The 25,840-nt window shown below is 50.7% G+C and carries 26 protein-coding genes; 3 read left to right on the top strand and 23 right to left on the bottom strand.

Annotated elements, in window-relative coordinates; translation table 11 throughout:
• Positions 1–50: 50 nt before the first annotated feature.
• From BN6471_RS08940 to BN6471_RS08870, 15 genes are all read right to left on the bottom strand, one after another.
• A complete protein-coding gene (locus BN6471_RS08940; RefSeq protein WP_066647937.1) occupies positions 51–1,997 on the bottom strand; it encodes a sensor domain-containing diguanylate cyclase in 1,947 nt (648 codons plus the stop codon).
• 149 nt (positions 1,998–2,146) lie between these two features.
• Positions 2,147–2,974, bottom strand: coding sequence for a DNA-formamidopyrimidine glycosylase (mutM, locus tag BN6471_RS08935; protein WP_066647934.1), 828 nt, complete (start codon positions 2,972–2,974; stop codon positions 2,147–2,149).
• Positions 2,975–3,107: 133 nt separating this feature from the next.
• Positions 3,108–4,199 carry an RNA polymerase sigma factor RpoD gene (rpoD, locus tag BN6471_RS08930; protein WP_082903504.1) on the bottom strand — a complete coding sequence of 364 codons (1,092 nt, stop codon included), beginning with the start codon at positions 4,197–4,199 and terminating at the stop codon, positions 3,108–3,110.
• A 61-nt stretch (positions 4,200–4,260) separates the two neighbouring features.
• Positions 4,261–6,036 (bottom strand): DNA primase, encoded by a 1,776-nt coding sequence (gene dnaG, locus BN6471_RS08925; RefSeq protein WP_066647931.1) that lies wholly within the window; start codon positions 6,034–6,036, stop codon positions 4,261–4,263.
• Positions 6,037–6,152: 116 nt separating this feature from the next.
• Complete coding sequence (locus BN6471_RS08920; protein WP_066647928.1) at positions 6,153–7,895, bottom strand: NADH-dependent [FeFe] hydrogenase, group A6; 1,743 nt, start codon at positions 7,893–7,895, stop codon at positions 6,153–6,155.
• 18 nt (positions 7,896–7,913) lie between these two features.
• Positions 7,914–9,704, bottom strand: a complete 1,791-nt coding sequence (gene nuoF / locus BN6471_RS08915) for an NADH-quinone oxidoreductase subunit NuoF (RefSeq protein ID WP_066647924.1) — start codon at positions 9,702–9,704, stop codon at positions 7,914–7,916.
• A 31-nt stretch (positions 9,705–9,735) separates the two neighbouring features.
• Complete coding sequence (locus BN6471_RS08910) at positions 9,736–10,113, bottom strand: (2Fe-2S) ferredoxin domain-containing protein (protein ID WP_066647920.1); 378 nt, start codon at positions 10,111–10,113, stop codon at positions 9,736–9,738.
• Between the two features lie 293 nt (positions 10,114–10,406).
• A complete protein-coding gene (locus BN6471_RS08905; protein ID WP_066647918.1) occupies positions 10,407–10,958 on the bottom strand; it encodes an ATP-binding protein in 552 nt (183 codons plus the stop codon).
• Between the two features lie 21 nt (positions 10,959–10,979).
• Positions 10,980–11,465 (bottom strand): NADH-quinone oxidoreductase subunit NuoE family protein, encoded by a 486-nt coding sequence (locus BN6471_RS08900; RefSeq protein WP_066647915.1) that lies wholly within the window; start codon positions 11,463–11,465, stop codon positions 10,980–10,982.
• Positions 11,466–11,567: 102 nt separating this feature from the next.
• The gene (locus BN6471_RS08895; RefSeq protein WP_066647912.1) at positions 11,568–12,260 is read right to left on the bottom strand and encodes a PHP domain-containing protein; all 693 of its coding nucleotides are present in this window, start codon (positions 12,258–12,260) and stop codon (positions 11,568–11,570) included.
• Positions 12,261–12,264: 4 nt separating this feature from the next.
• On the bottom strand, positions 12,265–12,603 hold the full coding sequence (locus BN6471_RS08890) for a hypothetical protein (RefSeq protein WP_066647909.1): 339 nt from the start codon (positions 12,601–12,603) through the stop codon (positions 12,265–12,267).
• A complete protein-coding gene (locus BN6471_RS08885) occupies positions 12,600–13,928 on the bottom strand; it encodes a [Fe-Fe] hydrogenase large subunit C-terminal domain-containing protein (RefSeq protein WP_066647907.1) in 1,329 nt (442 codons plus the stop codon). Before BN6471_RS08885 ends, BN6471_RS08890 begins: the two co-directional genes overlap by 4 nt.
• 30 nt (positions 13,929–13,958) lie before the next feature.
• Positions 13,959–14,372, bottom strand: a complete 414-nt coding sequence (locus BN6471_RS08880) for an ATP-binding protein (protein ID WP_066647905.1) — start codon at positions 14,370–14,372, stop codon at positions 13,959–13,961.
• Positions 14,373–14,374: 2 nt separating this feature from the next.
• On the bottom strand, positions 14,375–14,728 hold the full coding sequence (locus tag BN6471_RS08875; RefSeq protein WP_066647903.1) for a DRTGG domain-containing protein: 354 nt from the start codon (positions 14,726–14,728) through the stop codon (positions 14,375–14,377).
• A 19-nt stretch (positions 14,729–14,747) separates the two neighbouring features.
• Positions 14,748–15,197 carry a deoxycytidylate deaminase gene (locus BN6471_RS08870; protein ID WP_242861855.1) on the bottom strand — a complete coding sequence of 150 codons (450 nt, stop codon included), beginning with the start codon at positions 15,195–15,197 and terminating at the stop codon, positions 14,748–14,750.
• 304 nt (positions 15,198–15,501) lie between these two features.
• On the opposite strand from BN6471_RS08870, the gene BN6471_RS08865 reads away from it, so the two are divergent.
• Both BN6471_RS08865 and groL read left to right on the top strand, forming a co-directional pair.
• Positions 15,502–15,786, top strand: coding sequence for a co-chaperone GroES (locus tag BN6471_RS08865; RefSeq protein ID WP_066647898.1), 285 nt, complete (start codon positions 15,502–15,504; stop codon positions 15,784–15,786).
• A gap of 18 nt (positions 15,787–15,804) precedes the next feature.
• Positions 15,805–17,439, top strand: a complete 1,635-nt coding sequence (gene groL, locus BN6471_RS08860) for a chaperonin GroEL (RefSeq protein ID WP_066647891.1) — start codon at positions 15,805–15,807, stop codon at positions 17,437–17,439.
• A 60-nt stretch (positions 17,440–17,499) separates the two neighbouring features.
• Here groL and BN6471_RS08855 read toward each other — a convergent pair whose 3' ends face one another.
• Together BN6471_RS08855 and aroQ are read right to left on the bottom strand one after the other, a co-directional pair.
• On the bottom strand, positions 17,500–18,357 hold the full coding sequence (locus BN6471_RS08855; protein WP_066647888.1) for an aldo/keto reductase: 858 nt from the start codon (positions 18,355–18,357) through the stop codon (positions 17,500–17,502).
• Positions 18,354–18,794 carry a type II 3-dehydroquinate dehydratase gene (gene aroQ / locus BN6471_RS08850; RefSeq protein WP_066647885.1) on the bottom strand — a complete coding sequence of 147 codons (441 nt, stop codon included), beginning with the start codon at positions 18,792–18,794 and terminating at the stop codon, positions 18,354–18,356. The genes BN6471_RS08855 and aroQ overlap by 4 nt, the downstream gene beginning before the upstream one ends.
• Positions 18,795–18,875: 81 nt before the next feature.
• On the opposite strand from aroQ, the gene BN6471_RS08845 reads away from it, so the two are divergent.
• Positions 18,876–19,700: a shikimate dehydrogenase family protein gene (locus tag BN6471_RS08845; protein ID WP_066647882.1), complete on the top strand. Its 825-nt coding sequence runs from the start codon at positions 18,876–18,878 to the stop codon at positions 19,698–19,700.
• On the opposite strand, the gene BN6471_RS08840 is transcribed toward BN6471_RS08845, so the two are convergent.
• The 6 genes from BN6471_RS08840 to aroF are packed head-to-tail and all read right to left on the bottom strand — an operon-like array spanning position 19,674 to position 25,634.
• Positions 19,674–20,174: a shikimate kinase gene (locus BN6471_RS08840; RefSeq protein ID WP_066647879.1), complete on the bottom strand. Its 501-nt coding sequence runs from the start codon at positions 20,172–20,174 to the stop codon at positions 19,674–19,676. The genes BN6471_RS08845 and BN6471_RS08840 overlap by 27 nt on opposite strands.
• Positions 20,171–21,295: a bifunctional chorismate mutase/prephenate dehydratase gene (locus BN6471_RS08835; RefSeq protein ID WP_066647876.1), complete on the bottom strand. Its 1,125-nt coding sequence runs from the start codon at positions 21,293–21,295 to the stop codon at positions 20,171–20,173. Before BN6471_RS08835 ends, BN6471_RS08840 begins: the two co-directional genes overlap by 4 nt.
• Complete coding sequence (gene aroC, locus BN6471_RS08830; RefSeq protein WP_066647873.1) at positions 21,288–22,364, bottom strand: chorismate synthase; 1,077 nt, start codon at positions 22,362–22,364, stop codon at positions 21,288–21,290. The genes BN6471_RS08835 and aroC overlap by 8 nt, the downstream gene beginning before the upstream one ends.
• Positions 22,361–23,605, bottom strand: a complete 1,245-nt coding sequence (gene aroA, locus BN6471_RS08825; protein WP_066647870.1) for a 3-phosphoshikimate 1-carboxyvinyltransferase — start codon at positions 23,603–23,605, stop codon at positions 22,361–22,363. The genes aroC and aroA overlap by 4 nt, the downstream gene beginning before the upstream one ends.
• A complete protein-coding gene (aroB, locus tag BN6471_RS08820; RefSeq protein ID WP_066647867.1) occupies positions 23,602–24,621 on the bottom strand; it encodes a 3-dehydroquinate synthase in 1,020 nt (339 codons plus the stop codon). The genes aroA and aroB overlap by 4 nt, the downstream gene beginning before the upstream one ends.
• 11 nt (positions 24,622–24,632) lie before the next feature.
• Complete coding sequence (gene aroF / locus BN6471_RS08815; protein WP_066647864.1) at positions 24,633–25,634, bottom strand: 3-deoxy-7-phosphoheptulonate synthase; 1,002 nt, start codon at positions 25,632–25,634, stop codon at positions 24,633–24,635.
• Between the last annotated feature and the right edge of the window lie 206 nt (positions 25,635–25,840).

The following is a 25,840-nucleotide window of genomic DNA, read 5'->3' as shown; positions in this document are numbered from 1 at the left end:
CAAATTGCTATTTTCCTTTCAACATGATTTTACTTTCTCATCTTGTTTCGTCAGTGTTTCCCTTCTTCCATATCGTCATGATACAGCGTAAAACCACCCCTGCTGCGCTTCTTTGTCTCATATAGCGCGGTATCCGCGTGCCGGTAAAGCGTATCGAAATCAGCCCCGTCACGGGGCGCAAGCGCAATGCCAATGCTGGCTGATACATGCCAGCCCGTGCCGTTCCAAGTATGGGTATGACTAAGGGCAGCGCACAATTCACGCGCTTTCTTTTCCACGAACGCATACTCCCTGATTTGCATAAAGGCCGCGAATTCGTCGCCGCCGATCCTGCCGACAATATCCCCGTTGCGGAAATGTTCCTGCAGTGTTTTTGCAAACGCCTGAATCACCGAATCGCCATAAATATGTCCATATAAATCGTTCGCCTGCTTAAAATGATCGATATCGAAGATAAAGAAGGCGAAGGATTCTCCCGGCTCGTCCGCCAGCATCCTTTCAATGCGGCGTTGGGTCGCTGTTTTCGTCAGCAAACCTGTCATTTCATCCGTTTGGGCAAGTTGAAGCATTTTCTGCTCCTGCCGCTTTTCTGCATCTATATTCTGTCGATAGACCAGCATATGAAGCGTCTGGTCCGATTCCCATTTTACAAGCCGCGCAGTGATGCGCATCCAGTAATAATGTTTTCCGTCACGCGTGATCTGGAACTCATACTGCAGGCTCTCCTTGCCTTGTTCATACGCTTGCAGCACCTTTTCCGGCAGGAAAGTATCAATGTACCCCTGACGGAATTCTTCCTTGATCTGCTTTTCCGCGATAATGCGTAGAGCCTTATCGTAGAAGGTTCCGGGAGGCGCGCCGAGTTTTTCAAAGTATTCCTCCGTAGCGCGGTTGGCCGGACGATTGTGGGTAATATCCAGCTCATAGATATCTTCAAAAAGCTGTCCGGTCGCTTTCTCAAAAATACTCTGGCGTTCCTGTTCAACGGATTTCGCTAATTGAACGACCCGCATATTGAATCTGCGGATCACGCGGGTGATCAACAGCAAGATCAGGGCAAGGATCACTATGATGATCGCTACCGTGATGGCTAACTGTTTGTTCAGGCTTTCTATCAATGCGCCCGTATCCCGCTCCACCACCAAATGCCACTGAAGCTCCGGCAGATAGCGTGCGACAATATATTCCTGCTCCTGTCCACCTTGTCCTGAATTCCAAAAGCTAAGGGCGGATCCTTCTTCCTTCCAGCTCAATATCTGCTGCTTTTGCCCTTGTTCGTCACAGCCTATTTCAAACAAATTGACCTGCTCATATCCGGAATAGTCAGGAGAAACCTCGATTATTCCCGTGCTGTCGATCAGGTAAGCACTCATATTGAAATCATCCTGGTAGGTTTGCAAGATATCCTGCAGTGTCGTAAGCCGAACCCCCACACCGACGACGCCCAGCAGGCTTCCGCCGTCGTCCTTTATTTTGCAGTTCACAAAGACGGTGATGGCGTTTTGCGCGCCGTCCACTTCGTCATTGTCCACATTCATACTACATTCTTCCGCGGATTTCAGCATCCCGTCATAATACCAGAAATTTTCAGGGTCACCTTGCTCAAGCACCCGATCCAGTCCATTGAAATTATAATACCTGCTCGTAGCGGCAGAAACCAAAAAAACCGAATCGTATTGGTATTTTTCCTTATAGGTATTCAAATATTCCTGAAGCGTCTGCGTATATTCCTGATCGTCCAGATGGGAGTTCTCCCCAATCAGGAAGTCCTTGAGCAGACTGTCGTTTGCCATGGTAAGGGAAATGTTGACCGGCTTTGTCAGAATGGAGTTGATCTGGTAATAGATGTCTTCCGACGTGAGGGCGGATACCTGCTCTATATTTTCGATGGATGCACTGTAATTCGCCCGGTAACTAAGGACTGCAGTCATCAGGAAGCCGGCTACAATAACCAAACACACCAATAAATTTGTTTTTAGCAGAATCCGCTCTTTCATTCTATTTCACCGCGTTATAAAAAACAGCCGTTTCCTTTAATCCGGCTTTCCTTCCACTCTTCCTCAGATGTATCCAATGGTTACCTTCTACTACATCATTATAGCAAATTTTATTTTTAGCCACAATACAATACCTGACTTTTATGATTTTATTTATCTTGGCAATGTGCACAGAAGACACTGCTTCTTCCTGCAAGTACAATTTTTTGGAGCTCCCTCCCGCATATCGGGCACGGCTTCTTTTCCTTCCCATAAACCCTGAGATATGGGGTGTTACGATAGGTTTTACCTTTCCCGGCCAAATAATCCTCCGCCGGGATAACGTTTTTCTCAATAAAATATTCCATCGTTTCGTGTATTTGTTTTACCAATCTTTCATATTCACACATCGTCAGGTCTCCTGCGGGGCGCGCTGGATGTATCCCTGCCGCAAACAAAATTTCATCGCCATAAATATTGCCGATACCAGAGACTATACTCTGATCGAGCAGGCATTCCTTGATCGGTTTTTTTCTTTTTAACAAACGTTCCCGCAGATATTCTGCAGTCAGCGCCTCATCAAAAGGCTCCAGCCCCAGTTTGTCCATTCCTGTAACGTTGTCCTCTTCCCCCTTTTCCAGCAGCCAAAGCCTGCCGAATCTTCTGGCGTCGATGTATCGGAGCTCTTTGCCATCCCCCAGCGAAAACACGACATGCGTATGCTTCTCCTGCGGATATTCCGGCGGCGTGACAAGCAACGAACCCGTCATCCGCAAATGAACGACCATAGAGTCTCCGCCGGCAAAACAGAAAATCAAAAACTTTCCACGGCGTTCCATATGACTAAAAGCCTGTCCTATGATCCGGTCACAAAATAATTCTGCAGACGGATGCGCGATCACCTGCTTATGGGCGATACCGATCCCCATTATTTTTTGCCCTTTGATTTGCGGCGCAAGCACACGCCTTATGGTTTCAACTTCCGGCAATTCAGGCATACGTCAACCTTCCTTTTTCATATATCATTACCATAATATCATTTTTCAGCCTTATTTGCATGCTGTTTGTCCCTTTCGCAATAAAATAGCAGCACCCCTTTTTGGCATGCTGCTATTTTTGAAATCCAGTTATCTATTCGAGAAAATCCCTCAGCTTTTTACTTCTGCTGGGGTGGCGCAGTTTACGAAGCGCCTTTGCCTCGATCTGCCTGATGCGCTCGCGCGTCACCTGGAATTCCTTACCCACTTCTTCCAAAGTTCTCGCACGGCCGTCTTCCAGGCCGAAGCGAAGCTTCAAAACCTTTTCTTCCCGCGGCGTCAAGGTATCGAGCACGTCGATCAATTGTTCTTTTAAAAGAGTAAACGCCGCAGCCTCCGCCGGGGCGGGAGCATCGTCATCCGGGATAAAATCGCCGAGGTGGCTGTCTTCTTCTTCGCCGATCGGCGTTTCCAAAGACACCGGCTCCTGTGCGATCTTCAATATTTCCCTCACTTTTTCTTCGGGAATGTCCATTTCCTTGGCCAATTCCTCCGGCAGCGGATCGCGTCCATACTGCTGCAACAACTGGCGGGACACACGGATCAGCTTGTTGATCGTTTCCACCATATGCACGGGTATCCGGATCGTCCGCGCCTGGTCTGCAATGGCACGCGTGATCGCCTGCCTGATCCACCATGTCGCATAAGTACTGAACTTATACCCTTTTTCATAATCAAACTTTTCAACAGCCTTGATCAATCCCAGGTTCCCTTCCTGGATCAAATCGAGGAAAAGCATACCGCGCCCGACATAACGCTTGGCAATGCTGACAACAAGGCGCAGGTTGGCTTCCGCAAGTTTGCGCTTCGCCTCCTGGTCTCCCTCGCCCATGCGCTTTGCAAGCTCGACTTCCTCTGCCGCCGACAGCAGCGGAACCTTGCCGATCTCTTTCAAATACATACGGACTGGGTCGTCGATGTTGATGTTTTCCGGCATGGAAATATCAAAATCGCTGACTTCCTCTTCCGCTTTTTCCGTTTCTTTTTCCGTTTCTACTTCTTCGTCTATAACGTCGATATTCTGTTCTTCCAGCGTTTCGTACAGCTTTTCGATCTGATCCGGGCGTAATTGCACATCGTCCAAAGAGCCCATGATGTCCTGGTATTTCACCATGCCCTTCGCCTTGCCCATCTCGACGATCTTTGCAATACGCTCGTCCGCCTGTTTTGCCTGTGCCTGTGTCACGTCATTCGACGCTATGATTTCTTTTTTGTCTGCCAAATCAACTTCACCTACTATATAATTTTTAAAAACTGGTCTTGAGTTTATGTATCTCTTTCGTAAGCGCACTGATCTTTGTCACCAGCGCCTTCTTTTCTTCCGGGTCTGTCTCGCTTTCATATTTCACATTTGCGATTTTGAGATCCGCTTCCAGCCTGCCCAGCTGGATACGGTGCACGCAATCGTCAAAGAAGTCGTCAAAATTCTTTAGTTCTCCCAGCACCTCTTCCGGCATACTGAACAGCTCGGTCGCATGCCGTAAATCCTCTTCACTTTGCAGTACGGATAATATTTCGGCATTGGTGGGCGAAAACCCTTTTTTTGCACACAGTAAAGTATATGAAAATATTTTTTTGTTTGCCGGGTGCCTGAAATCCCCTTCATCCAGCTTACCATCCAGCTTGAGCGCGGTCTGCGGATTGGTCGCGAGCAGGCGTATCAGGCAATTTTCTGTCTTGAGGTCGGCGCTCTCCGTTTCCGTCTCCCTCGCAGGCAGTTTCCAGGAAATCTCCTGTCCCTGCTGCGCGCCCGCGTCCTGAGCGATCGCATTGACGGAAAAGCCGGTCAGCTCGGAAAGCTTTTTCATATACTTTTCCCGCACCATCGCGCTGGTAACCCCTTTTAAGAGATGGACACATTCTTTTGCAAACTTCTCTTTCTGGTAACTGTCGTTTAAATCATATTGCTCTGCCGTCACCCTGAATTTATAGTCCATCAGCGGCAGCGACGCTTTCATCAGCTTGATATATCCGTCTTTCCCATATTGCTTTAAAAACTCATCCGGATCCTGCCCTCCGGGGATGCTGACCACACGGGATTCGATCCCTTCACGCGCGAGGATATCGAGTGCGCGCAGCGTCGCTTTTTTACCTGCGCCATCGCCATCATAAGAGACGTACACATTGTTTACATAACGTTTCAAAAGCCGTGCCTGGTCCTGCGTGAGAGCTGTCCCAAGCGTAGCCACACATTCGGGGATCCCATAAGCATGCATCGCGATCACGTCCATATACCCCTCCACCAAAATCAGGCGCTTGAGGTTTTTCTGCTTACGGATCATGTTCAGGTTGTACAAGTTCTTACTCTTATTAAAAGCCGCCGTTTCCGGTGAATTCAAATATTTGGGCAAGCTGTCGTCCATCACCCGGCCGCCAAAACCGATCACGTTTGAAAACGTATTGATGATGGGCATCATGACGCGGTTACGAAACATATCGTAGCACTTTCCGTCGTTGATCTTTACAAGTCCTGCCAGCTGCATATCCTGCTTGGTAAAGCCTTCCTTGCCCAGAAGGTTTAAAAGGCTGTCCCACTTGTCCGGCGCGTACCCCATCCCGAATATTTTGATGATCCGGTCGTCAAGGCCCCTGCCATGCAGGTATGCAAGGGCATCCTTGCCTTGCGGTTCATACAGGCACTTATGGAAAAACTGCGCCGTGATTTTATTCATGGCAAAGATCTTTTCCCGCTGCTGCTTACGCTTTTCATAATTGGAATCATCTTTTATATCAGGCACAGGCAGCTTGACCTTATCCGCTAGGTAGCGGCACGCTTCCGGGAAGGTCATCTTCTCCTGTTCCATGACAAAATGGATCGCATTACCGCCCTTTCCGCAGCCAAAGCAATGGAAAAAGCCTTTTTCGGGCGTCACAGAAAAACTGGGCGTTTTTTCGTTATGAAAAGGACAACAAGCCCACCACCTGCCGGACTTGTTTTGCAATGTCACATATTCACCGATCAAATCCACAAGATTTACTTTTTGCAGTAACTCCTGTATCCATTCCTCCGAAAAATAAGGCATTCAGAACCCCTCGTAAAAACTTTCTTATATATAATATTACACACGCCAGCCTCAAAATCCTTTTATCCGAAGATGAAAAAGGCGGCTGCCATAAGCAACCGCCTCGTTTTTCCTGATTATTGTTCCCTGTATTTGGGCTTCTGTTCATAGAACGTGTGCAAAAGCGTATGCGCCTTATGGCTGTTCGGCTCCCCTAAGAAATCCTTATAAAGCATCTGGATATCCGGGTTTTCATGCGATTTCCGCAATGGCTTATCGCAATCTTCGTCGTACAGGCCCTGCGCCCGCACTACGCGCGGATCCAACACGTTCTTGATACGCGCCGATACGATAGGCTGTCCGCCGCCATTCACGCAGCCGCCCGGACAAGCCATGATCTCGATGAAGTGGTATTCCTTTTCGCCGCGGCGAACCGCTTCCAAAAGCTTCTTCGCATTGGCTGTACCGCTTGCGATCGCTACTTTCACCGCCAGGTCGCCGATCTTTACTTCCGCTTCCTTGATACCGGAAATACCGCGCACATCACAGAAATCAACATTCTGGAGCTCTTCGCCCGTCAGTACCTCCGCTACGGTACGCAGCGCAGCTTCCATAACGCCGCCCGTTGCGCCGAAGATAACGCCGGCGCCGGTAGAAGTCCCAAGCACCTCGTCAAAATCCTCGTCCGGCAAGTTGGCAAAATCGATATTCGCTTCCTTGATCATCTGCGCCATTTCACGCGTCGTCAGCACGGCGTCGACATCCTGGTAGCCTGTGCCTGCCTCGCCCGCACGGTCTTTTTCATATTTTTTCGCCGTACACGGCATGACGGAAACCGTGAAGATCTTCGCCGGATCGATCCCGTTCTGCTCCGCATAGTAGGATTTGATGATCGCGCCCAGCATCTGGTGGGGCGATTTACATGTGGAAAGGTTATCCAGCATGTCCGGGAAGAAATATTCCGCATACTTGATCCATCCCGGCGAACAGGACGTGATCATCGGCAGCGTCCCGCCGTTTTTCACACGGTTGATAAACTCGTACCCCTCTTCCATGATCGTAAGGTCTGCGCCGAAATCGGTATCGAATACTTTGTCAAAACCGATCTTACGCAGCGCAGCGGCCAGCTTGCCCGTTACGCGCGTGCCCATCGGCATACCGAATTCCTCGCCGATCGCCACGCGAACCGCCGGAGCCGGCTGTACTACAACGTGCAAATTGGGGTTATGCAGCGCAGCCCACACATTGTCGATCTCGCTTTTTTCCGTAAGCGCCCCCACCGGGCATGAAACGATGCATTGTCCGCAATTGATACACGGTACGTCCACTAAGGATTTGCCCCATACAGGCTCTATCATCGTCTTAAAGCCACGGTTTGTAGCGCTGATCACGCCAACGCCCTGCTGCTTTGCACAAGCGGCGACGCAGCGCTTACAGATCACGCATTTATTCGGATTGCGCACGACGGACACAGATTCCTCGTCCACGTCTTTTTTGATCTTTTCGCCTTCATAGCGAATGGTGCGCATGTTGAATTCTTCCGCCAGCGTCTGCAATTCACAATTTCCGTTACGCGCGCAGGTCAGGCATTCGCGGTCATGGTTGGAAAGCAACAGGTCAAGGCTGACCTTCCTTGCTTTCAATACCTTTTCCGACGAAGTCAGCACCTCCATGCCTTCCGAAACGGGCAGCACGCAAGCCGCCTGCAGGTTCGGGTTGCCTACTACCTCAACAAGGCAGATACGGCATGCGCCGATCGCATTTACGCCTTTCAAATAACAAAGCGTCGGAATATCAATATTTGCTTTTCTGGCAGCGTCAAGCACGGACGTATTGTCCGGCGCTTCCACTTTAATGCCATCTATTGTCAATGAAACCATATCACATTATCCCCTTTCTTATCTCTTGATCGCGGCAAACTTACATTTTTCCACGCACGCGCCGCATTTGATGCACTTATCCGGATCGATGTGATACGGCTGCTTCTTTTCTCCTGTGATAGCGTCTGCGGGGCATACCCTCGCGCACATTCCGCAGCCGATACATTTTTCAGGAATGATCTCGTATACGAGCAACTGCTGGCACTGGCCCGCAGGACAACGCTTATCATAAATATGCGCTTCATATTCATCCCTGAAATATTTGATCGTGGAAAGAACCGGGTTCGGCGCCGTCTTGCCAAGGCCGCACAATGCGCCTGCCTTGATACTTTCGCCAAGCTCGATCAGCTTTTCGATGTCGCCCGGTTTCCCCTTGCCATCCGTGATGCGCTCGAGGATCTCCAGCATGCGCTTCGTACCGATCCGGCACGGCGGGCATTTCCCGCACGATTCATCGACAGTGAAATCCAGGAAGAATTTCGCGACGTCTACCATACAGTTATCTTCGTCCATGACGATCAACCCGCCCGAGCCCATCATAGAGCCGATGGACATCAGCGTATCATAATCGATTTTCAGGTCGAGGTGCTCCGCCGGGATACAGCCGCCCGAAGGGCCGCCTGTCTGCGCCGCCTTGAACTTCTTGCCGTCCGGAATACCGCCGCCGATCTCGTAGATGACCTCGCGCAGCGTCGTCCCCATCGGGATCTCCACAAGGCCTGTATTGTTGATCTTGCCTCCTAGCGCAAATACTTTCGTCCCTTTGGATTTTTCCGTCCCCATCGAAGCAAACCATTCCGCACCCTTTAAGATGATCTGCGGGATATTTGCCAGTGTTTCCACGTTATTGATGATCGTCGGTTTGCCAAACAAGCCCTTGTTTGCCGGAAACGGCGGTTTGGGCCTCGGTTCGCCGCGGCGGCCTTCGATGGATTCCATCAACGCCGTTTCTTCCCCGCATACGAACGCGCCTGCGCCCAAGCGAATCTCAATATCAAAACTGAAATCCGTATCAAAAATCTTTTCTCCGAGCAGGCCATATTCTTTCGCCTGGTCGATCGCAATCTGTAAACGCTTTACAGCGATCGGATATTCTGCACGCACATACACATAACCGGTATCCGCTCCGATGGCATATCCTGCGATCGCCATCGCTTCAATAACGGCATGCGGGTCGCCCTCCAAAACGGAACGATCCATAAACGCGCCCGGGTCGCCCTCGTCCGCATTACAGATAACGTACTTCTTATCCCCCTTCGCATCGGCGCCAAACTGCCATTTGAGGCCGGTCGGGAACCCGCCGCCCCCACGGCCGCGCAGCCCGGACTGTTTGATGATGTCGATGACTTCCTGCGGTTTCTTTTCGGTCAGGCAGATGCCTAAGGCCTTATAACCGTCAAAAGCGATGTATTCGTCGATCACCTCCGGATCGATCACACCGCAATTCCTAAGGGCCACACGATTTTGTTTTTTATAGAACTCGATATCGTCAAGCGTCGTTGCCACGCCGCTCTCATCTTCTTCTTTATGCAAAAGACGTTCTACGATGCGCCCTTTTAAAAGGTGCTCCTCAACGATCTCTTCCACGTCGTCAGGCTTTACCCTGCTGTAAAAAGAGCCTTCCGGATAAACGATCACAATCGGGCCTGCCTCGCACAGCCCAAAACAACCGGTTCTGACTACTTTGACTTCCTTTTCCAATCCGTGTGCTTTCAGACCATTTTCAAACCTGTCAATGATCTCCCCCGATCCGGAAGAAGTACATCCGGTACCTCCGCACACGAGTACATGTGAGCGATAAAAATCCATTTACCTGTTAACCTCCCCAAAATTCTGTCGCTTAAGCGTTGTTCTGTTCCGCATACCCAATCGTATATTCCGTAACGATCCTGCCGTTAACGATATGCTCTGCAATGACTTTCTTGGCTTTTTCCGGCGTCATTTTTACATAGGTCACTTTCTCCTGTCCCGGCAGGAAAACCTCCGCGATCGGCTCCAAACGGCATACGCCGATACAGCCTGTCTGCGATACGGATACGTCGTTTAGGCCGCGCGTCGCGACTTCATCAACAAACGCCTGCAGTACCGGGCGCGCACCCGCCGCGATCCCGCATGTCGCCATACCGACGACGATACGTTTATCCGCATCATTTTTACGGACGTCGACCTTGTCCTGCATTTTCTTCCTGATTGCTTCCAATTCCTGAAGTGATTTCATTACCTCTCCCCTTTAGTAGCCTCTTTATGCCCGGATGGATATGCCGGCATATTTTCCGGCTGCCGCTTCTTTTTTCGGTGAACGGCGTACCGTAATAATTCAAAACATAAGCCGCTTGCGCGGCTTTTTAAGCGCTTTCCTTCTCACATAGTGAAAAAAAACACAAATTATACTTCTTTATTATATCAACATAATAAGGCCAGCGCAACTGCTTTTGTGAAAAATTAACCATATTATCAATTCCGAAAAACCAAGCAATAAAAAACAGGCCAAGAGCCTGTTTTTATTGCCATTCAAAAATCGATATATTCCGGTTTGAACATTTCATCCAGGTTTTCCTTCAGCCAGATCGATATATCCGGCGTGTCCAGCGGGACATCTGCGCCAAGCACCTGCTTTACTTCCCGCGTATCGAGCACATCCTCCGATTCATCCACCACGACCGCCACCAAAAAATCAATGTCAGGGTTGCTGACGATCAAAGTGTGCAGCGTGCCCGCAAAATCGCCGATCGGCGGCCTGTCCAGATGGTCAAGAGCATACACGGCGCGGACAACCGTTCCCACGCCTTCCGTAGAATCGATACTGAACTCCCCGCCGGTTGCCTGTGCCCCCGCCTGGAAAAGGGATATCCCCAAGCCTACCCTGCGGGTGGTGCGCGTCGTGACAAACGGGCTGGTCACATGCTCGAGCATTTCTTTGCTCATGCCGCGTCCATTGTCCCTGATCGTCACCGAAACTGTATTTTTTGCATATTGGATATCCAAACGGACTTCGACTAGCGTTGCATTGGCCGTGATCGAATTCTGGACGATATCCATGATATGCAGTGAAATCTCTTTCATTGCCGCGCCCGCAAAAAAGTATTATTGCTTCTTTCTGTAAATGTCCAATATCCCCGGGATATCTTCCGGTTTCAGCCTGCCATACACCTGGTCGTCGATCATGATGACCGGCGCTAACCCGCAGCATCCCAGGCAGCGTGTAGCTTCCAGCGTAAACAGTCCGTCCGGCGTCGTATTGCCGGGCGCGGTCTGTAAATCGTCTGCCAGTGCATTGAGAACGCCTTCCGCTTTCTTAACATAGCAAGCCGTACCCATGCATACGCCGATCACATGCTTGCCTTTCGGTTCAAGTGCGAACTGCGAGTAAAAAGTCGCCACGCCGTATACGTCCGTCATTGGGATGCCCATTTCTTCCGAGATAAAACGCTGGACATCGAACGACAAAGCGCCGAAAATATCCTGTGCTTTCTGCATGATCGGCATCAGCGGGCCCGGTTTTTCCATCATTTCACTGATATAAACCTTCAGTTCGTCATATTTTACCTGGTTCTCTGCTGTGTTGGTCATCAAAAAAGTGCCTCCTTCATCCATACCCTTAATTTATTGGTTGTTCTTCACACAAAAAATATTTTACCATATTATCAATCGCAATGCACGCCTTTTGTGAATTTATACACATAATTTTTTCAGGATCGCCCGGACGGAATTTCCTTCCGCCTCGATCGTATTCTCCGCCTCTGATATTTGCCACAGGTTATGCGCGTCTGATGAGTGGATCTGCTGGAATCCTGATATATCGTTTATGATTGCAAGCCCTTTGGTGACTTCAATGGTTTTAAAGCTCAGTTGGGGTGGAAAAAAGCCAAGGTTTGCAAGTATGGAATTTGCCCCTTTGTTGATATGCGCCGGAACAGAATAGCCGCCGTATTGCGCAATCAACGCGCAACATTCGTCCATACCGAACGGCAGCGCGGAAATGAGCAGCTTATCCAGGCGTCCCGTCACCTCGTCATTTTCATCCATCAGCAGCTGTTCCCCGAAAAAATCCGGTTTGTTGGGGATGTCAGGGAGTGCTTCATAAACCATATCGCCAAAGGCGAGCGCCGCAGGAACATCTTCAAAAAGAGCCAGCACATGTACTTCCTCTGCCGTCGTCATTTCCATTGCCGGCAAAAGGGTGATACCGGCTGCCTCGGCGACTTTGGCCACCGCAGGCAGGTTCTTCGTGCTGTTATGGTCGCATACCGCGATCGCATCAAGCCCCTTCAGCTTTGCCATGTTGACAATGTTGTTGGGGGTCATATCGTTTTCCGCACATGGCGAGAGCGCAGAATGGATATGGAAATCGTAGGCAAGCCGCATAAAGCTATTGTCCTATCCCAAGCTTACACAGCCCGCAGCACAAGTCATACGCCGTTTTCGCCGAAGAATAGATCGCGATCCCTTCCTCCGCCGCCTTATCGACCGTCGCTTGCGGCACCTCGATCCCTTCCGGGATGATCACACATGCAAAATCATGCAGGCAGGCGACGGCGACGACATTCAGGTGCGTTTGCACGGTGATCCATGCCATACCGGCTTCGCCGCGCGCCATCACCCAGCTAAGCAGGTCGCACACGCAACCGTCAGTCACTTCTGCCTTTTCGTCCACCCCTGCCGTAAGCAGTTTCAGTCCCAATTCCTGTGCCAATTGCGCATTTGTCATTCCTCTTCTCCGTCCCCTCTTACTTTATCCTTACTGGCGAGATCCACCATTTCCTCCGCCAGGTAACGCACCTTTTCTTTGAGCATGAAGACGCAATCCATCTCCGTTGCATGTCCCCTTACGATATCTTCCGCAAGCGCCCGGCAGCTCGGCGCGCCGCAGCTCCCGCAATCCATACCCGGCAGCTTTTCCAGCAGTTCGTCGATCTGCTGTATTTTTTTGAGTGCGACCATCCTGTCGTCGTCCAGCTTCATAACATCCAGCGGCTCGATCGTCTTGACCGTTGAAGCAACGCCTTCTTTTGCATACTCTTCGGCATGGTTTTCCACCCCCTGGTCAAGCCCTACGATATCGCATATCGTATTGACGCGGGATTGTGCGACAAATGAACTTTCAAATACCAGCGGGCCGCCGACGCAGCCGCCGATGCACGCCAGCCCTTCAAAATAATCCAGGTCTTTCAGTTTGTCGTTCTCGATATCCTCAAGGGCACGCGCGACATTTGCGATGCCGTCCACGGAAAGCGCGTTCTTTTCGCCGATCGCGAACGCCTCCCCGCCGCTATTTGCCCATCCGATACCTTTGGCGGAGGCTTTTTCGCCCTCAAAGCGTTTGGTTTCAACGGTTTTGAGCTGTCCCGCCAGCAAACCATATACTTCAAGGATGGAGATCGCGCCGTCGACGTCGCTTTTTTCCTTTGCCAAGGGTGATTTAATACTTGTCATCTTTGCCGGACACGGCGTAATGAAATAAGCCCCGATCTCCGAAATATCCACATTATTCTTTTCGGCAAATTCACGTTTTGCGACCTTAGCGGCTACTTCCACAGGCGCGTCCACGTTGACGACATTGTCAAGAAGCTCCGGAAAATTGACTTGTATCAAGCGCACCACGGCGGGACAGGCGGACGAGATCAGCGGCCGTTTGTTCCGCGTCCTCAATTCTTCCGCAATCGCCTTGGAGCAGATTTCCGCCCCGCGCGCCACTTCAAACACATCGTCAAAGCCCATTGATTTTAAGGCCGTCAGGATGCGCTCGACCCGGTCTCTGTTATCGAGCAGCTTGAACTGCGCATACAGAGCAGGAGCGGGCAGCGCAATTTTATATTTGTAATTATTGATACTGGAAAGCGGATCCGTCACCGCATTTTTAGCATGGTAAGGACAAACGCGGATACATTCGCCACAGTCGATGCAGCGCTCGGCCAATATCTTTGCCTTTCCTTTTTGTACCCTGATCGCTTCCGTCGGGCACCTTTTGATACAATTGGTACATCCGGAGCACTTTTCTTTTTCCAGACGCACCGAATGAAAATATTTTTCCATAACAACCCTCTTCTTCAGAGTATGTGCAAGCTACATCAGGAACTTGAGCGTCAGCTTTGTCCCTGCCGGGCTCGACTCGATGTTCATATGGTCGCTGTTCTTGTTGATGTTCGAGAGCCCCATACCTGCGCCAAAACCCATCTCACGCACCGTATCCGACGCCGTGGAATAGCCTTCCTTCATCGCAAGCTCGATGTCCGGGATGCCCGGGCCTGTGTCCTCGCATATGATCTCAATTCCATCGTCGTCGATGTTCAACTTCATCTGCCCGCCATAGCTGTGTATGATCATATTGATCTCCGCTTCATAACAGGCGATCGCTATTTTGCGGATCAGCATGGGATCGATGCCCATTTTTTTCAGCTTGCTCTTGATCCCCGCGGACACCTCGCCCGCTGCGACAAAATCATCTTTTGCCACATCGTATTCCTGGGAGTAGATCATAATTATACCTCCCGCATCCCGCCCTTGATACCGCTTGAATAAAGTACCCCGCAGGCCGAAAACATCGGCTTCTCTGTGGCCAGAAGAACCATATCACGATCCTTTGCCATATCTATGATCTCCTCCGGCGGTCGCTTTCCGCGTACAAACAGGACGCATTGGATATCCATCATTTCCGCTGTCCTGATCACATGGTTGTTGACGAGGCCCGTCAGCAAAATAGCATCGTGCTTTGTAAAAGCAAGCACATCGCTCATCATATCCGCCCCGCACGCGCATATGATCTCCATTCCAGCTTTATCTTCCCCACAAAGGAATTCAGCATCCAATAAGCCAGCAATTTCTTTTACGACCATAAAAACCTCCCTATATCCCCTAATCCTGATATTGCTCGATCTGCATATCCACCAGTTCAAATATTTTCTTTGCGAAGTCGTCCGGATAGGGATATTTATAAACGACACGGAGGATTCCCGCATTGACGATCATCTTGGCGCAAATCGAACACGGCTGGTGTGTACAATACATGGTCGCGCCGTCGATCGCAACGCCCAGCTTCGCTGCCTGGATGATCGCGTTCTGCTCCGCATGGATCGCATAGCAAAGCTCGTGACGCTCACCGGAGGCGATCCCCAGGTTGTTGCGCAGGCATTCGCCGCGTTCCTTACAGCTGTCGATTCCCGCAGGCGCACCATTGTACCCTGTCGTAACGATCCGCTTATTCTTCACGATGACCGCCCCTACGCTGCGGTTCGGCTTATAGCAGCTAGACCAGTGTGCGATCTCTCCCGCGAGATCCATAAAACGTTTATCCCACTTATCCATATTAATCCCCTTCATATTACATGATAAAAATAATAGTCGATATGATTTGCCGTTATACATTATTTTACATGGTTTCATCTTTTAACGTCGAAAGCATTTTCATAAGAAATAAAGAGATTTTAGCAGTATTCAAGAGATATACATCATTATTCTTCAATAACATTAAATTATGGTATTTTTGTTTTAATTTCGTTATTTGATTTATTTCATGATTATATATATCATAAGGATAGCAATATTAGCACTCACCAATTTCGAGTGCTAACAAGAATTTTAAAAAATATGATTTACAGGAGGCATGGATATGACTATTAAACCTTTAGGCGACAGAGTTGTCATCAAATCTGTCGAAGCGGAAGAAACAACAAAGAGCGGTATTGTATTGCCTGGTTCGGCACAGGAGAAGCCCCAGGTCGCAGAAGTGGTCGAAGTCGGCCCCGGCGGCGTTGTCGACGGGAAAGAGATCAAAATGGAAGTTAAAAAAGGCGACAAGGTTCTGTATTCCAAGTATGCCGGTACAGACGTGAAGCTAGATGGCGAAGAATTGGTGATCGTCCGCCAGTCTGACATTCTCGCTATTGTAAAATAAGAAGGAGGCAAAACAATTATGGCAAAGCAATTGAAATTTGGAGAAGAAGCGCGCCGTGCTCTTGAGAGCGGTGTCAATCAGCTTGCTGATACAGTCAAGGTAACATTAGGGCCAAAGGGAAGGAACGTCGTTCTCGATAAGAAGTTCGGTTCCCCGCTCATCACAAACGACGGCGTTACCATCGCAAAGGAAATCGAACTGGAAGATCCTTTTGAAAACATGGGCGCACAGCTCGTAAAAGAGGTTGCTACAAAAACAAACGACGTAGCCGGCGACGGCACGACGACAGCTACCCTGCTCGCACAGGCGATCATCCGCGAAGGACTTAAGAACGTCGCCGCAGGCGCAAACCCGATGGGCATCAAAAAAGGTATTTTGAAGGCTTCCGAAGCAGCTGTTGCGGGCCTCAAGGAGATGTCCAAGCCGATCGCGGACTCCAAGGCGATCTCGCAGGTTGCAAGCATTTCCGCTGCTGACGAAGAAATCGGTTCCCTGATTGCACAGGCAATGGAAAAGGTCGGAAACGACGGCGTCATCACTGTTGAAGAATCCAAAACGATGCAGACAGAGCTCGCAGTGGTCGAAGGTATGCAGTTTGACCGCGGTTATGCTTCCGCTTACATGGTAACGGATACAGATAAAATGGAAGCGGTTTTAGACGATCCGCTCATCCTCATCACAGATAAGAAAATTACGAATATCCAGGATCTGCTCCCCGTTCTGGAACAGATCGTACAGCAAGGCAAAAAGCTCCTCATCATCGCGGAAGATGTCGAGGGCGAAGCGCTTGCAACTTTGGTTGTCAACAAGCTGCGCGGCACATTTAACTGTGTTGCGGTCAAGGCTCCGGGCTTTGGCGACAGGAGAAAAGCAATGCTGCAGGATATCGCTATCCTGACAGGCGGCACGGTGATTTCCGAAGAAGTGGGCATCGACCTTAAGGATGCTACGGTCGATATGCTCGGCCATGCAAAACAGGTCAAGGTCGACAAGGAAAATACGGTTATCGTGGAAGGCATGGGCAACAAGGAAGACATCGCTGCACGCATCAAGTCCATCCGCTCACAGATCGAAGAAACGACTTCTGATTACGATAAGGAAAAATTGCAGGAAAGGCTTGCAAAGCTTGCCGGCGGCGTAGCGGTTATCCGCGTTGGCGCTGCGACGGAAACAGAGATGAAGGAAACGAAATTAAGAATCGAGGACGCGCTTGCGGCTACGCGTGCGGCTGTTGAGGAAGGGATCGTTCCCGGCGGCGGTACCGCCCTGCTGAAAGTGAGCGATAAGATTTCCGCATTGATCGACCAGCTCGAAGGCGACCAGAAGACAGGCGCTAGGATCGTGCTGCGCGCTTTGGAAGAACCTGTTCGCCAGATTGCTGCGAATGCGGGTCTTGAAGGCAGCATCATCGTTGAAAAAATCAATGCTGAAAAATCCAAAACATATGGCTTCGACGCTGCAAAGGGCGAATATGTCGACATGATCAAGGTCGGTATCATCGATCCTACCAAGGTAACGCGCAGCGCTGTCCAGAACGCTGCTTCCGTTTCCGCGATGCTGCTGACAACGGAAAGTGTGGTAACGGATATCCCTGCTCCGGAACCGGCTATGCCTGCCGGCGCTCCCGGCGGAATGCCCGGTGGAATGTATTAATTCCATTCCCAGACGCAAAACAAAAACTGCGGTGCATGAGCACCGCAGTTTTTTTATCGATTAGTTTTGTTTTGAACGTTCCGCGTCTACATCGCCGTCAAAGGATGTAGCGTCAAAAGAATAGCTTCCCTTTCCGTCCAGCGCGTCGATAGCGCGCATATCTTCATCAGAAATCGTGAAATCAAAAATATCCGCGTTTTGGATGATCCGCTCCCTTTTGACCGATTTTGGGATGATGACGATATCCTTTTGCAGCGCCCAGCGCAGCGTTGCCTGTGCCGCGCTTTTGCCATACTTTTCGCCGATCTCCGCCATGAGCGGTTCTTCGCTCAAATGCCCGTGGAACATAGGCCCCCATGCCGTCACGACGATCCCCCGCTCCTTACAATAACCGCACACCTCCCGCTGCTGATGCCACGGGTGAAATTCGATCTGGTTGTTCGCGGGTACCGTCCCTGTTTTTTCCTCCAGGCCCTTAAGATGCGGGACAAGGAAATTAGATACCCCTGCCGACCGGATATTTTGCTTCTCCACCTGACCCTGGATAAAGTCCCATGCCTTTAAACGCCGCGTTTCTTCTTTGCCCGGCCAGTGCAGCAAATACAGGTCAAGGTAGCCGCAGTCCAGCTTGCGCATGCTCAAATCGAAGGCCTGCTGCGGGTCGTCAAAATCTGTCGGCCATAACTTTGTCGTCAAAAATATCTCCTCACGCGGCAGGCCGCAGTCGCGTATCGCACGGCCCACATCCTGTTCGTTTCCATAAAGCGTGGCTGTGTCGATATGGCGGTAGCCCGCGTCAAGCGCATAGCGAACGGCGCGATAAACTTCCTCCCCTGCCGCATTGAATACCCCCAGCCCAAACCCGGGGATGCCCTGTCCATTGTTCATCCTTACCTTTTCTGCCAAATCATGTATCATTTTTCTTCCTCCAACAGGATTTTTAAGGCTTCGATATACCCTTTTACGCCCATACCGCAGATTTGCGCCAAACAAACTTCTTGGATGACGGAAACGTGACGAAATCCTTCCCTGGCGTGGATATCGGAAAGGTGCACCTCCACGCACGGGATCCCGATCGATGAAATCGCGTCCCGGATCGCATAGCTGTAATGGGTGTAGGCTCCGGCATTCAATACGATACCGTCTTTCCTGCCATAACATTCATGCAGCTTGTCGATCATTACCCCTTCATGGTTGGACTGGAAAAATTCCAGCTCAACATTATACGCCTGCTCCTTCGCTTGCGCCTGGATAAAATCGTTCATATCCCCAAGGGACATGCTTCCATATACGCCCGGTTCCCTGATGCCCAGCATATTCAGGTTCGGCCCGTTCATGATCAATATCTTTTTCATCTTTTTACCTGACTTCAAAATTGTGTTATAATTTTTTTGAATCGTTTTCATTATAGCATAACTGAAAGGATCATTGATAGTATGACAAAAAAATACTGCGTCATCGGCCAACCGATCGCACACAGTTTATCGCCCGCAATCCATAACGCATTGTATGAGCGTTACGGCCTGGACTGCAAATATGACGCCTACCCCGTCGACCATAACGGCCTTTCCGGGTTCCTTTCACAAATCCAGGAGCGCGGCATCTGCGGTTTTAATATCACCATGCCATTAAAGCAGGACATCCTGCCCCATTTGGCATATGTCTCACCGGAAGCGCGTACCGGCGTGAATACCGTCGTCGTAGGAGAAAACGGCCTTTCCGGATACTCTACGGATGCACAAGGGTTTTATTCCTCCCTGCAACAGCTGGGTGCAGGCTATAGTGGCCAAAACATCGTTTTCATCGGTGCGGGCGCTGTGACAGGCTTGCTGTGTGCAGACGCTGTGCAAAAAAACGCAAAAAGTATTTGTGTGGTAAACCGCACCCTTGAAAAGGCACAAGCTATGGCACGCCCTTACGGCGCTGCTTCCGACTCCCTTAGCAACATCAGCGAGTATATGCCACAATGCGGCCTGCTCGTCAACACGACGCCGCTCGGTATGAGCGGCGCCGGCCATGACTTTGAAACGCTTGATTTTATTGACCTGCTGCCCTCTTGCGCCGTGGTGTGCGACCTGATCTACAGCCCTCCCCAAACAACGTTGCTAAAACATGCAGGCGCGCGCGGCTTAAAGACAATGAATGGCCTTGGCATGCTGATCTGGCAGGCATTCTATGCTTTTGAAAAATTTTGCGGGATCATGCCCGGACAAAAAGACTATGCGGCTGTCCTCTCACAGCTTGAGCTGCGCGATCAATAGATCCGCAGCCTCTTCTATCGATGCGTTATTCAGGATACTGCGGTCGCAGGATGATTCATAGCGCTGCCGCCTTGATTCAAATACCCTTTTTATATTATCCCTATCCTGCCGCAAAACGGGCCTGTTTTTGATGCTGACGCTCCCCGCGATCTCTTCGATATCCCGCTCGATATAAATAATCACGCCGCTTTGCTTCATCAAATCGATATTCTCATCCGATAATATGATCCCACCGCCGCACGAAACAATGGCATCCTTTTCTTTCACGGCGATCCTGCGCAGCATATCCGTTTCCATTTTACGGAACGCCGCTTCCCCCAGGGTTTCAAAAACATGCGTGATCGTACTGCCCGTTTCTTTTTCGATGCATGCGTCAATATCTAGGAATTTTCTTCCGGTCTTGCGTGCTGTTTTGCGCCCTATCGCTGTTTTTCCGCAGCCCATCATTCCCGTCAGGTAGATATTTCCCATCATTCCTGCTCCCCGTTCTTATAGACGCCGAGCAGCCGCAGCTGCGCGCAATACGGCTTGATCTCCTCCAATGCATGGTCGAGCTGCTGCGCGATCCCCGCGCCCGCAAAGTCAACATAAAAACGGTATTCAAAATTCTTATCTCGCAGTGGTCGCGATTCGATCTTTACCATATTGAGGTGCAAATGTGCAAATGCGTTGAGTACGCGCGCAAGGGCGCCCGGCTTATGCTCCAATACAAAACCGATACTCGCCTTGTTTGCCGCGGCATCTTTCAGAAGCTGTGCCCCGATCACAATAAAACGCGTCGAATTTTCCCCGCTCGTACTGATGGAGGGCTCCAACACCTCCAGCCCATAAATTTGCCCGGCATATTTGCTCGCAATCGCCGCTTTTGCCTTGTCCCCGCATTCCGCTACATACCTTGCGCTTGCGGCGGTATTATAATAGGGTATCTGCTTCCAGTCCGGGTGGCGTTTCAAATATTCCGCACACTGCAAAAAGGGCTGGTCGTGTGAATATACTTCCCTGATCCCATCGATCGCCGCTCCCGGCACGCCCAGCAAAGCATTTTCGATGTGGATCATCTGCTCGCCAACGATTTTTACGTCATATTGGTTCAGAAGGTCGTAAACCTGCTGCACGCTGCCCGCATACGAATTTTCGATAGGCAGCACGCCATATTCGATTTCTCCATCCGTTACCGCTTGAAAAACGCCTTCAAAGGAAGGAAAGCTCCTGCTGCGCACACCATCCGCAAAGTAGCGGTGCTGCGCCAGATCGGAGTAGGCCCCGCGAACGCCCTGATAGCCGACAATACCTTTACAATCCACTTTGGATCGGGCAGGTTTTTGCTTTTGCATCTGTCTCGCCTGGTGTTCCCTGCTGATTTTCATCAGCAGCTCAAACAAGCGGTCAATATCCGTATCAAGCGACGCACCGTGCGCCATTTCACGCCTTTTTTTGAGCACGTCCCGCTCGCGTGAACGGTCAAGCACGGGCAAGCCCTGCCTGATTTTGTATTCCGCCACCCCCTGTGCAATGCCCAGTCGTTCTATGAACGCGTCAATGATCCTTTGATCTACCGCATCGATCTGCTTACGCAATTTTTCCAGTTCAGTCATGCTGCGCCTCCAAAAAAAGGTCGGCGGCCACCAAGGCTGCCGCGCATTTGACTGCTTCCACCGCGCGCAGTGCAATGCATGTATCATGTCGTCCATGTATTTGCAATGTTTCATTTTTCATCGTTTTGATGTTGAGGGTTTCCTGCGGTTTAAAGATAGAAGCGGTCGGCTTTACAGCCACGCGGAACACGATGGGCATACCGTTACTGATCCCGCCGTTTATCCCGCCGTTATGATTGCTTTGGAAGGTAACTTTTTCGTCTTCCATGGCCGGAACGTCATTGGCCTTGCTGCCGCGCATGACCGTGATGGCAAACCCATCGCCAAATTCAATTCCCTTGATTGCAGGAATGGAGAACATCATGTGCGCCATCCTGCTTTCCATACTGTCAAAAAACGGTTCCCCCAGTCCTGCCGGGACGCCGCCGATCACACATTCAAGCACGCCGCCAACAGAGTCGCCTTCAAGGCGCGTCTGCGCGATCACTTCACGCATTCGTTCTCCAGCCGTGTCGTCCACTACCGGGAAATCTTTTTTTTCAACTTGTTCAAACAAACCGGGCGCAAATTCTTTTTGATCCGCTACATCCGCAATGGAACGGATACGCACCCCCACCTTGATCCCTTTTTGATCCAGAAACTGCCGGGCGATGCTGCCTGCAAAAACGAGCGGCGCAGTCAGCCTGCCGGAAAAATGGCCGCCGCCGCGATAGTCGTTTGCGCCGTTATATTTTACGATTCCCGTATAGTCCGCGTGTCCCGGGCGCAGCAAGGCGGCGGTCTTTTCATAGTCTTGCGAACGCGTATCCTTGTTCCTGATGATCGCGCACAGCGGCGTTCCCGTCGCTTTGCCCTTGAAAAAACCGCTCACGATCTCATAGAGATCCGGCTCGCTTCGTTTAGTCGAAGCGTCGCTCTTATTGGGTGCACGCCGTCTCATCCCTTCCCGTACAAGCGCCTCGTCGATTTCCATCCCCGCCGGCAGTCCGTCGATCACCACGCCGATCGCCGCAGAATGAGATTCGCCAAAGACCGTCGTTTTTAATATCTTTCCAAAGGTAGCACTCATCGCACTTTTCCCCCCACGATTTTCCATTCTTCAAAGAAATCCGGCGCCGATTTGCTGACGCTGCCTGCACCGCCGAGGATAATATCGTCCCGCGCGATGCAAGAGGCCACGGTAAGCGCCATTGCGATCCTGTGGTCGTTGTGGCTGTCCACTTCGCCGCCGCTTAACTTTCCGCTTCCGTTGATGACAAGGCTGTCCTGGTATTCGATAATGTCCGCGCCCAGCTTCTCAAGCTCCGTTGTAATAGCATGCAGGCGGTCGCTTTCCTTATAACGAAGCCGGCCCGCATTGTATATCCTTGTTTTCCCCTCTATCGCGCAGCCTAAAACCGCGAGCACCGGCACCAGGTCCGGGATCTGTGATACATCGATTTCTATCGGCTTGAGCATGGCTTTTTCGATCGTGACCTCGTCTTCATTCTCCGAAATTTCCGCTCCCATACATTTCAGTATTCCCATGATTGCTTTATCGCCCTGCTTGGAATCCTGTTTGAGTCCCCGGATTGTTATTTTTCCGGTAATCGCTGCCGCCGCTGCGAAAAAAGCGGCATGGGAATAATCGCCTTCTATTTCCATGTCATTGGGGACATAACCCTGCCTTCCCGATATCTCGATACTGTTCCCCACCCAACGGCTTCGGATCTTGAAGTTGCTCTGTACATCCTGTGTAATATCGATGTACGGCCGCGATTCCGGCTCGGTCGTAATATGAATCCCGGAATCATCGAACAGGGTCGGGAGCTTGAACAAAAGGCCGGAAACAAACTGCGAGGATACGTCCCCCGGCAATGCATATTCCCCGCCCGATAATTCCCCGCAAATCTCGATCCTCTGTTCATTTTTTTCAAAAAGCACATGATTGCGCACAAAAATCTTGTCGTACCCGTCCATTGGGCGCCGCAAAAGGCGGCCATGCCCGGTAAAACAGTGTTTTTTTCCATCGAGGGCCAACGGCAGTAAAAAACGCAGCGTCGATCCGGATTCCCCGCAGTCGATCACCTCTTTACATTCCTTGTGCAGCCCGCCGGAAACGACACAAATATTGTCCACCACGTCGTATTCGCAAAACCCCATGTCGCAAAGGGCCTGTGCAGTTGCCTTGATATCGTCGGAAAAAGCAATATTTTTCAACGAGGATATCCCCGGGGCAAGCGCCGCACAAATGAGCGCGCGGTGAGATATGCTCTTGGAAGGGATCACCTTGATGCTGCCGGATAATACCGACGGTGTGATTTGCTTCATACTTTCATTTCCTTTATTGTTTTTTGTATCCATTCTGCCGGCAGTTTTTTCAGAACCGCATGTCCGATCTGATCGATCAGTACAAAACGGATATCCTTGCCCTCTGCCTTTTTGTCTTTTAACAAGATCTGTAACGCATGCTCCAAAAGTTCCTGTTTCAGCATAACAGGCAAATCGTATTTTCGCAACAGGGATATCGTATCGTGCATCAGGCCCTTGGGCGAAATGCCGAGCCGCTCTCCGAGGTAGGCCGCGCATACCATACCGATAGCGACAGCCTCGCCGTGTAAAAACGTACCATACCCGGCTACCGTTTCGATCGCATGGCCGATCGTGTGGCCATAATTGAGCTGCATACGGATCCCCGTATCGTACGGGTCTTCCTGTACATAATCCGTCTTGATCTCGCAGCAGCGCTTTACAACTGCGGTTACGTTTACCTTCTCCTGCAACAGCGTGCGGTGTAGTCCGGCATCTGCGATATACGCATATTTAATGACTTCGGACATTCCTGCCGCGTATTGCCTTCCATCGAGCGTATGCAGCGCGGCCGTATCGGCAAAGACGGCGCAAGGTTGGTAAAATGCCCCCACCATGTTCTTTCCGCTTTTCAAATTGACCGCGACCTTTCCGCCAACAGAGCTGTCTACCTGCGCAAGCAGCGTAGTCGGGTACTGTACGAAACGGACGCCCCGTTTGAAGGTTGCGGCCGCAAAACCGCAGATATCGCCCACCACACCGCCGCCTACTGCGGCAAGCACGCTGTTCCTGTCCAGTCCGAAATCCATAAGGCGGTCGTAGATCATCTCCAGATTCTGCATGCTTTTGGATTCTTCCCCTGCTTTCAGCACAATCACATCCGCGCCGGAAAAGCGCTCACCATATAAATCATAGACGACGTCGTCCGTAACGACGGCATATTTTTCAAATTGCTTCAGGTATTCGTCGTTTAAGACCCCATCGCCGATCAGGATATCATAGCTGCCGTTGTCGGCATGCACCTGTACCTTTTCCATATTCCCTCCGTTTACATTACACCTTTCAGTATATTGATTTTAGACATGATACCGTCGAACTGCTCCGGCGTCAAGGACTGCGCCCCATCGCACAAGGCGTGTTTGGGATCGTTGTGCACCTCGATCATAATACCGTCGGCTCCGGCGGCAACAGCCGCAAGCGCCAGAGGCTCCACCATGTAAGGCAGCCCTGTCGCATGGCTGGGATCTACGATGATCGGCAGGTGCGACATCTTCTTGATCGCTGGGATCGCGCTCAAATCAAGCGTGTTACGCGTATATGTTTCAAAGGTGCGGATGCCGCGTTCACACAAGATGACGTTTTCGTTTCCGCCCGCCATGATGTATTCCGCACTCATCAGCCATTCCTCTAGCGTGTTGGAAAGCCCGCGCTTCAAAAGAATGGGCTTGTTTGTCTGTCCGATCTCCTTCAGCAGGTCAAAATTCTGCATGTTGCGCGCGCCGATCTGTATCATATCCACCTTTTCCGCAAACAATTCCACATACCGGGGCGCCATGATCTCCGTTACGATCGGCATATGTACTTTATTGCGTACATCCACTAAGATATCCAGTCCCAACTCCCCCAGTCCCTGGAACGCATAGGGGGAAGTGCGGGGTTTAAACGCACCGCCGCGCAGGATCTGTGCCCCGGATTTCCGGATGCTTTGGGCGACGCTTGCCAGTTGATCCGCAGATTCCACCGAGCATGGCCCCGCGATCACCTTCACCTCCCCGTCGCCTATTTTCACGCCGTTGACGTCGATGATGCTGTCTTCCGGATGGAATTTCCTGTTTGCTTTTTTAAAAGGCTCCTGGACGGACACGACCCGCTCAACGCCGCCCATCAGGCCAATACGCTCCTTGTCTACCGTATAAGTATCTCCCAAGACGCCGAGCACCGTACAATCGACGCCATGGTTGATCTGCACCTGCATCCCTTTCTGCTCCAGCCTGTCCGATACCTTCACAATCTCCGCTTGTGTCGCATCACTTTTCATTACTACAATCATGACCTTAATACCTCTTCTCAAAATTTGCCGATAAAATAAAAATGCTGTAAACACTTGCCGGTGCTTACAGCATTCGATTTCGATTCTTTAAGAACACATACGCACACCGACAGATTAACACAAAAACAAGCCATAGCGGTAAAGGCCGCTAAAGCTAAATGTGCTAAAAAATCGTTTCGATGTATGCGCCATATTTGTACTCCTTT

Source organism: Christensenella timonensis, assembly GCF_900087015.1.
Classification (GTDB): Bacteria; Bacillota; Clostridia; order Christensenellales; family Christensenellaceae; genus Christensenella; species Christensenella timonensis.
The sequence above is the reverse complement of the archived record's forward strand: the minus strand, read 5'-3'. Positions and strand labels throughout refer to the sequence as shown.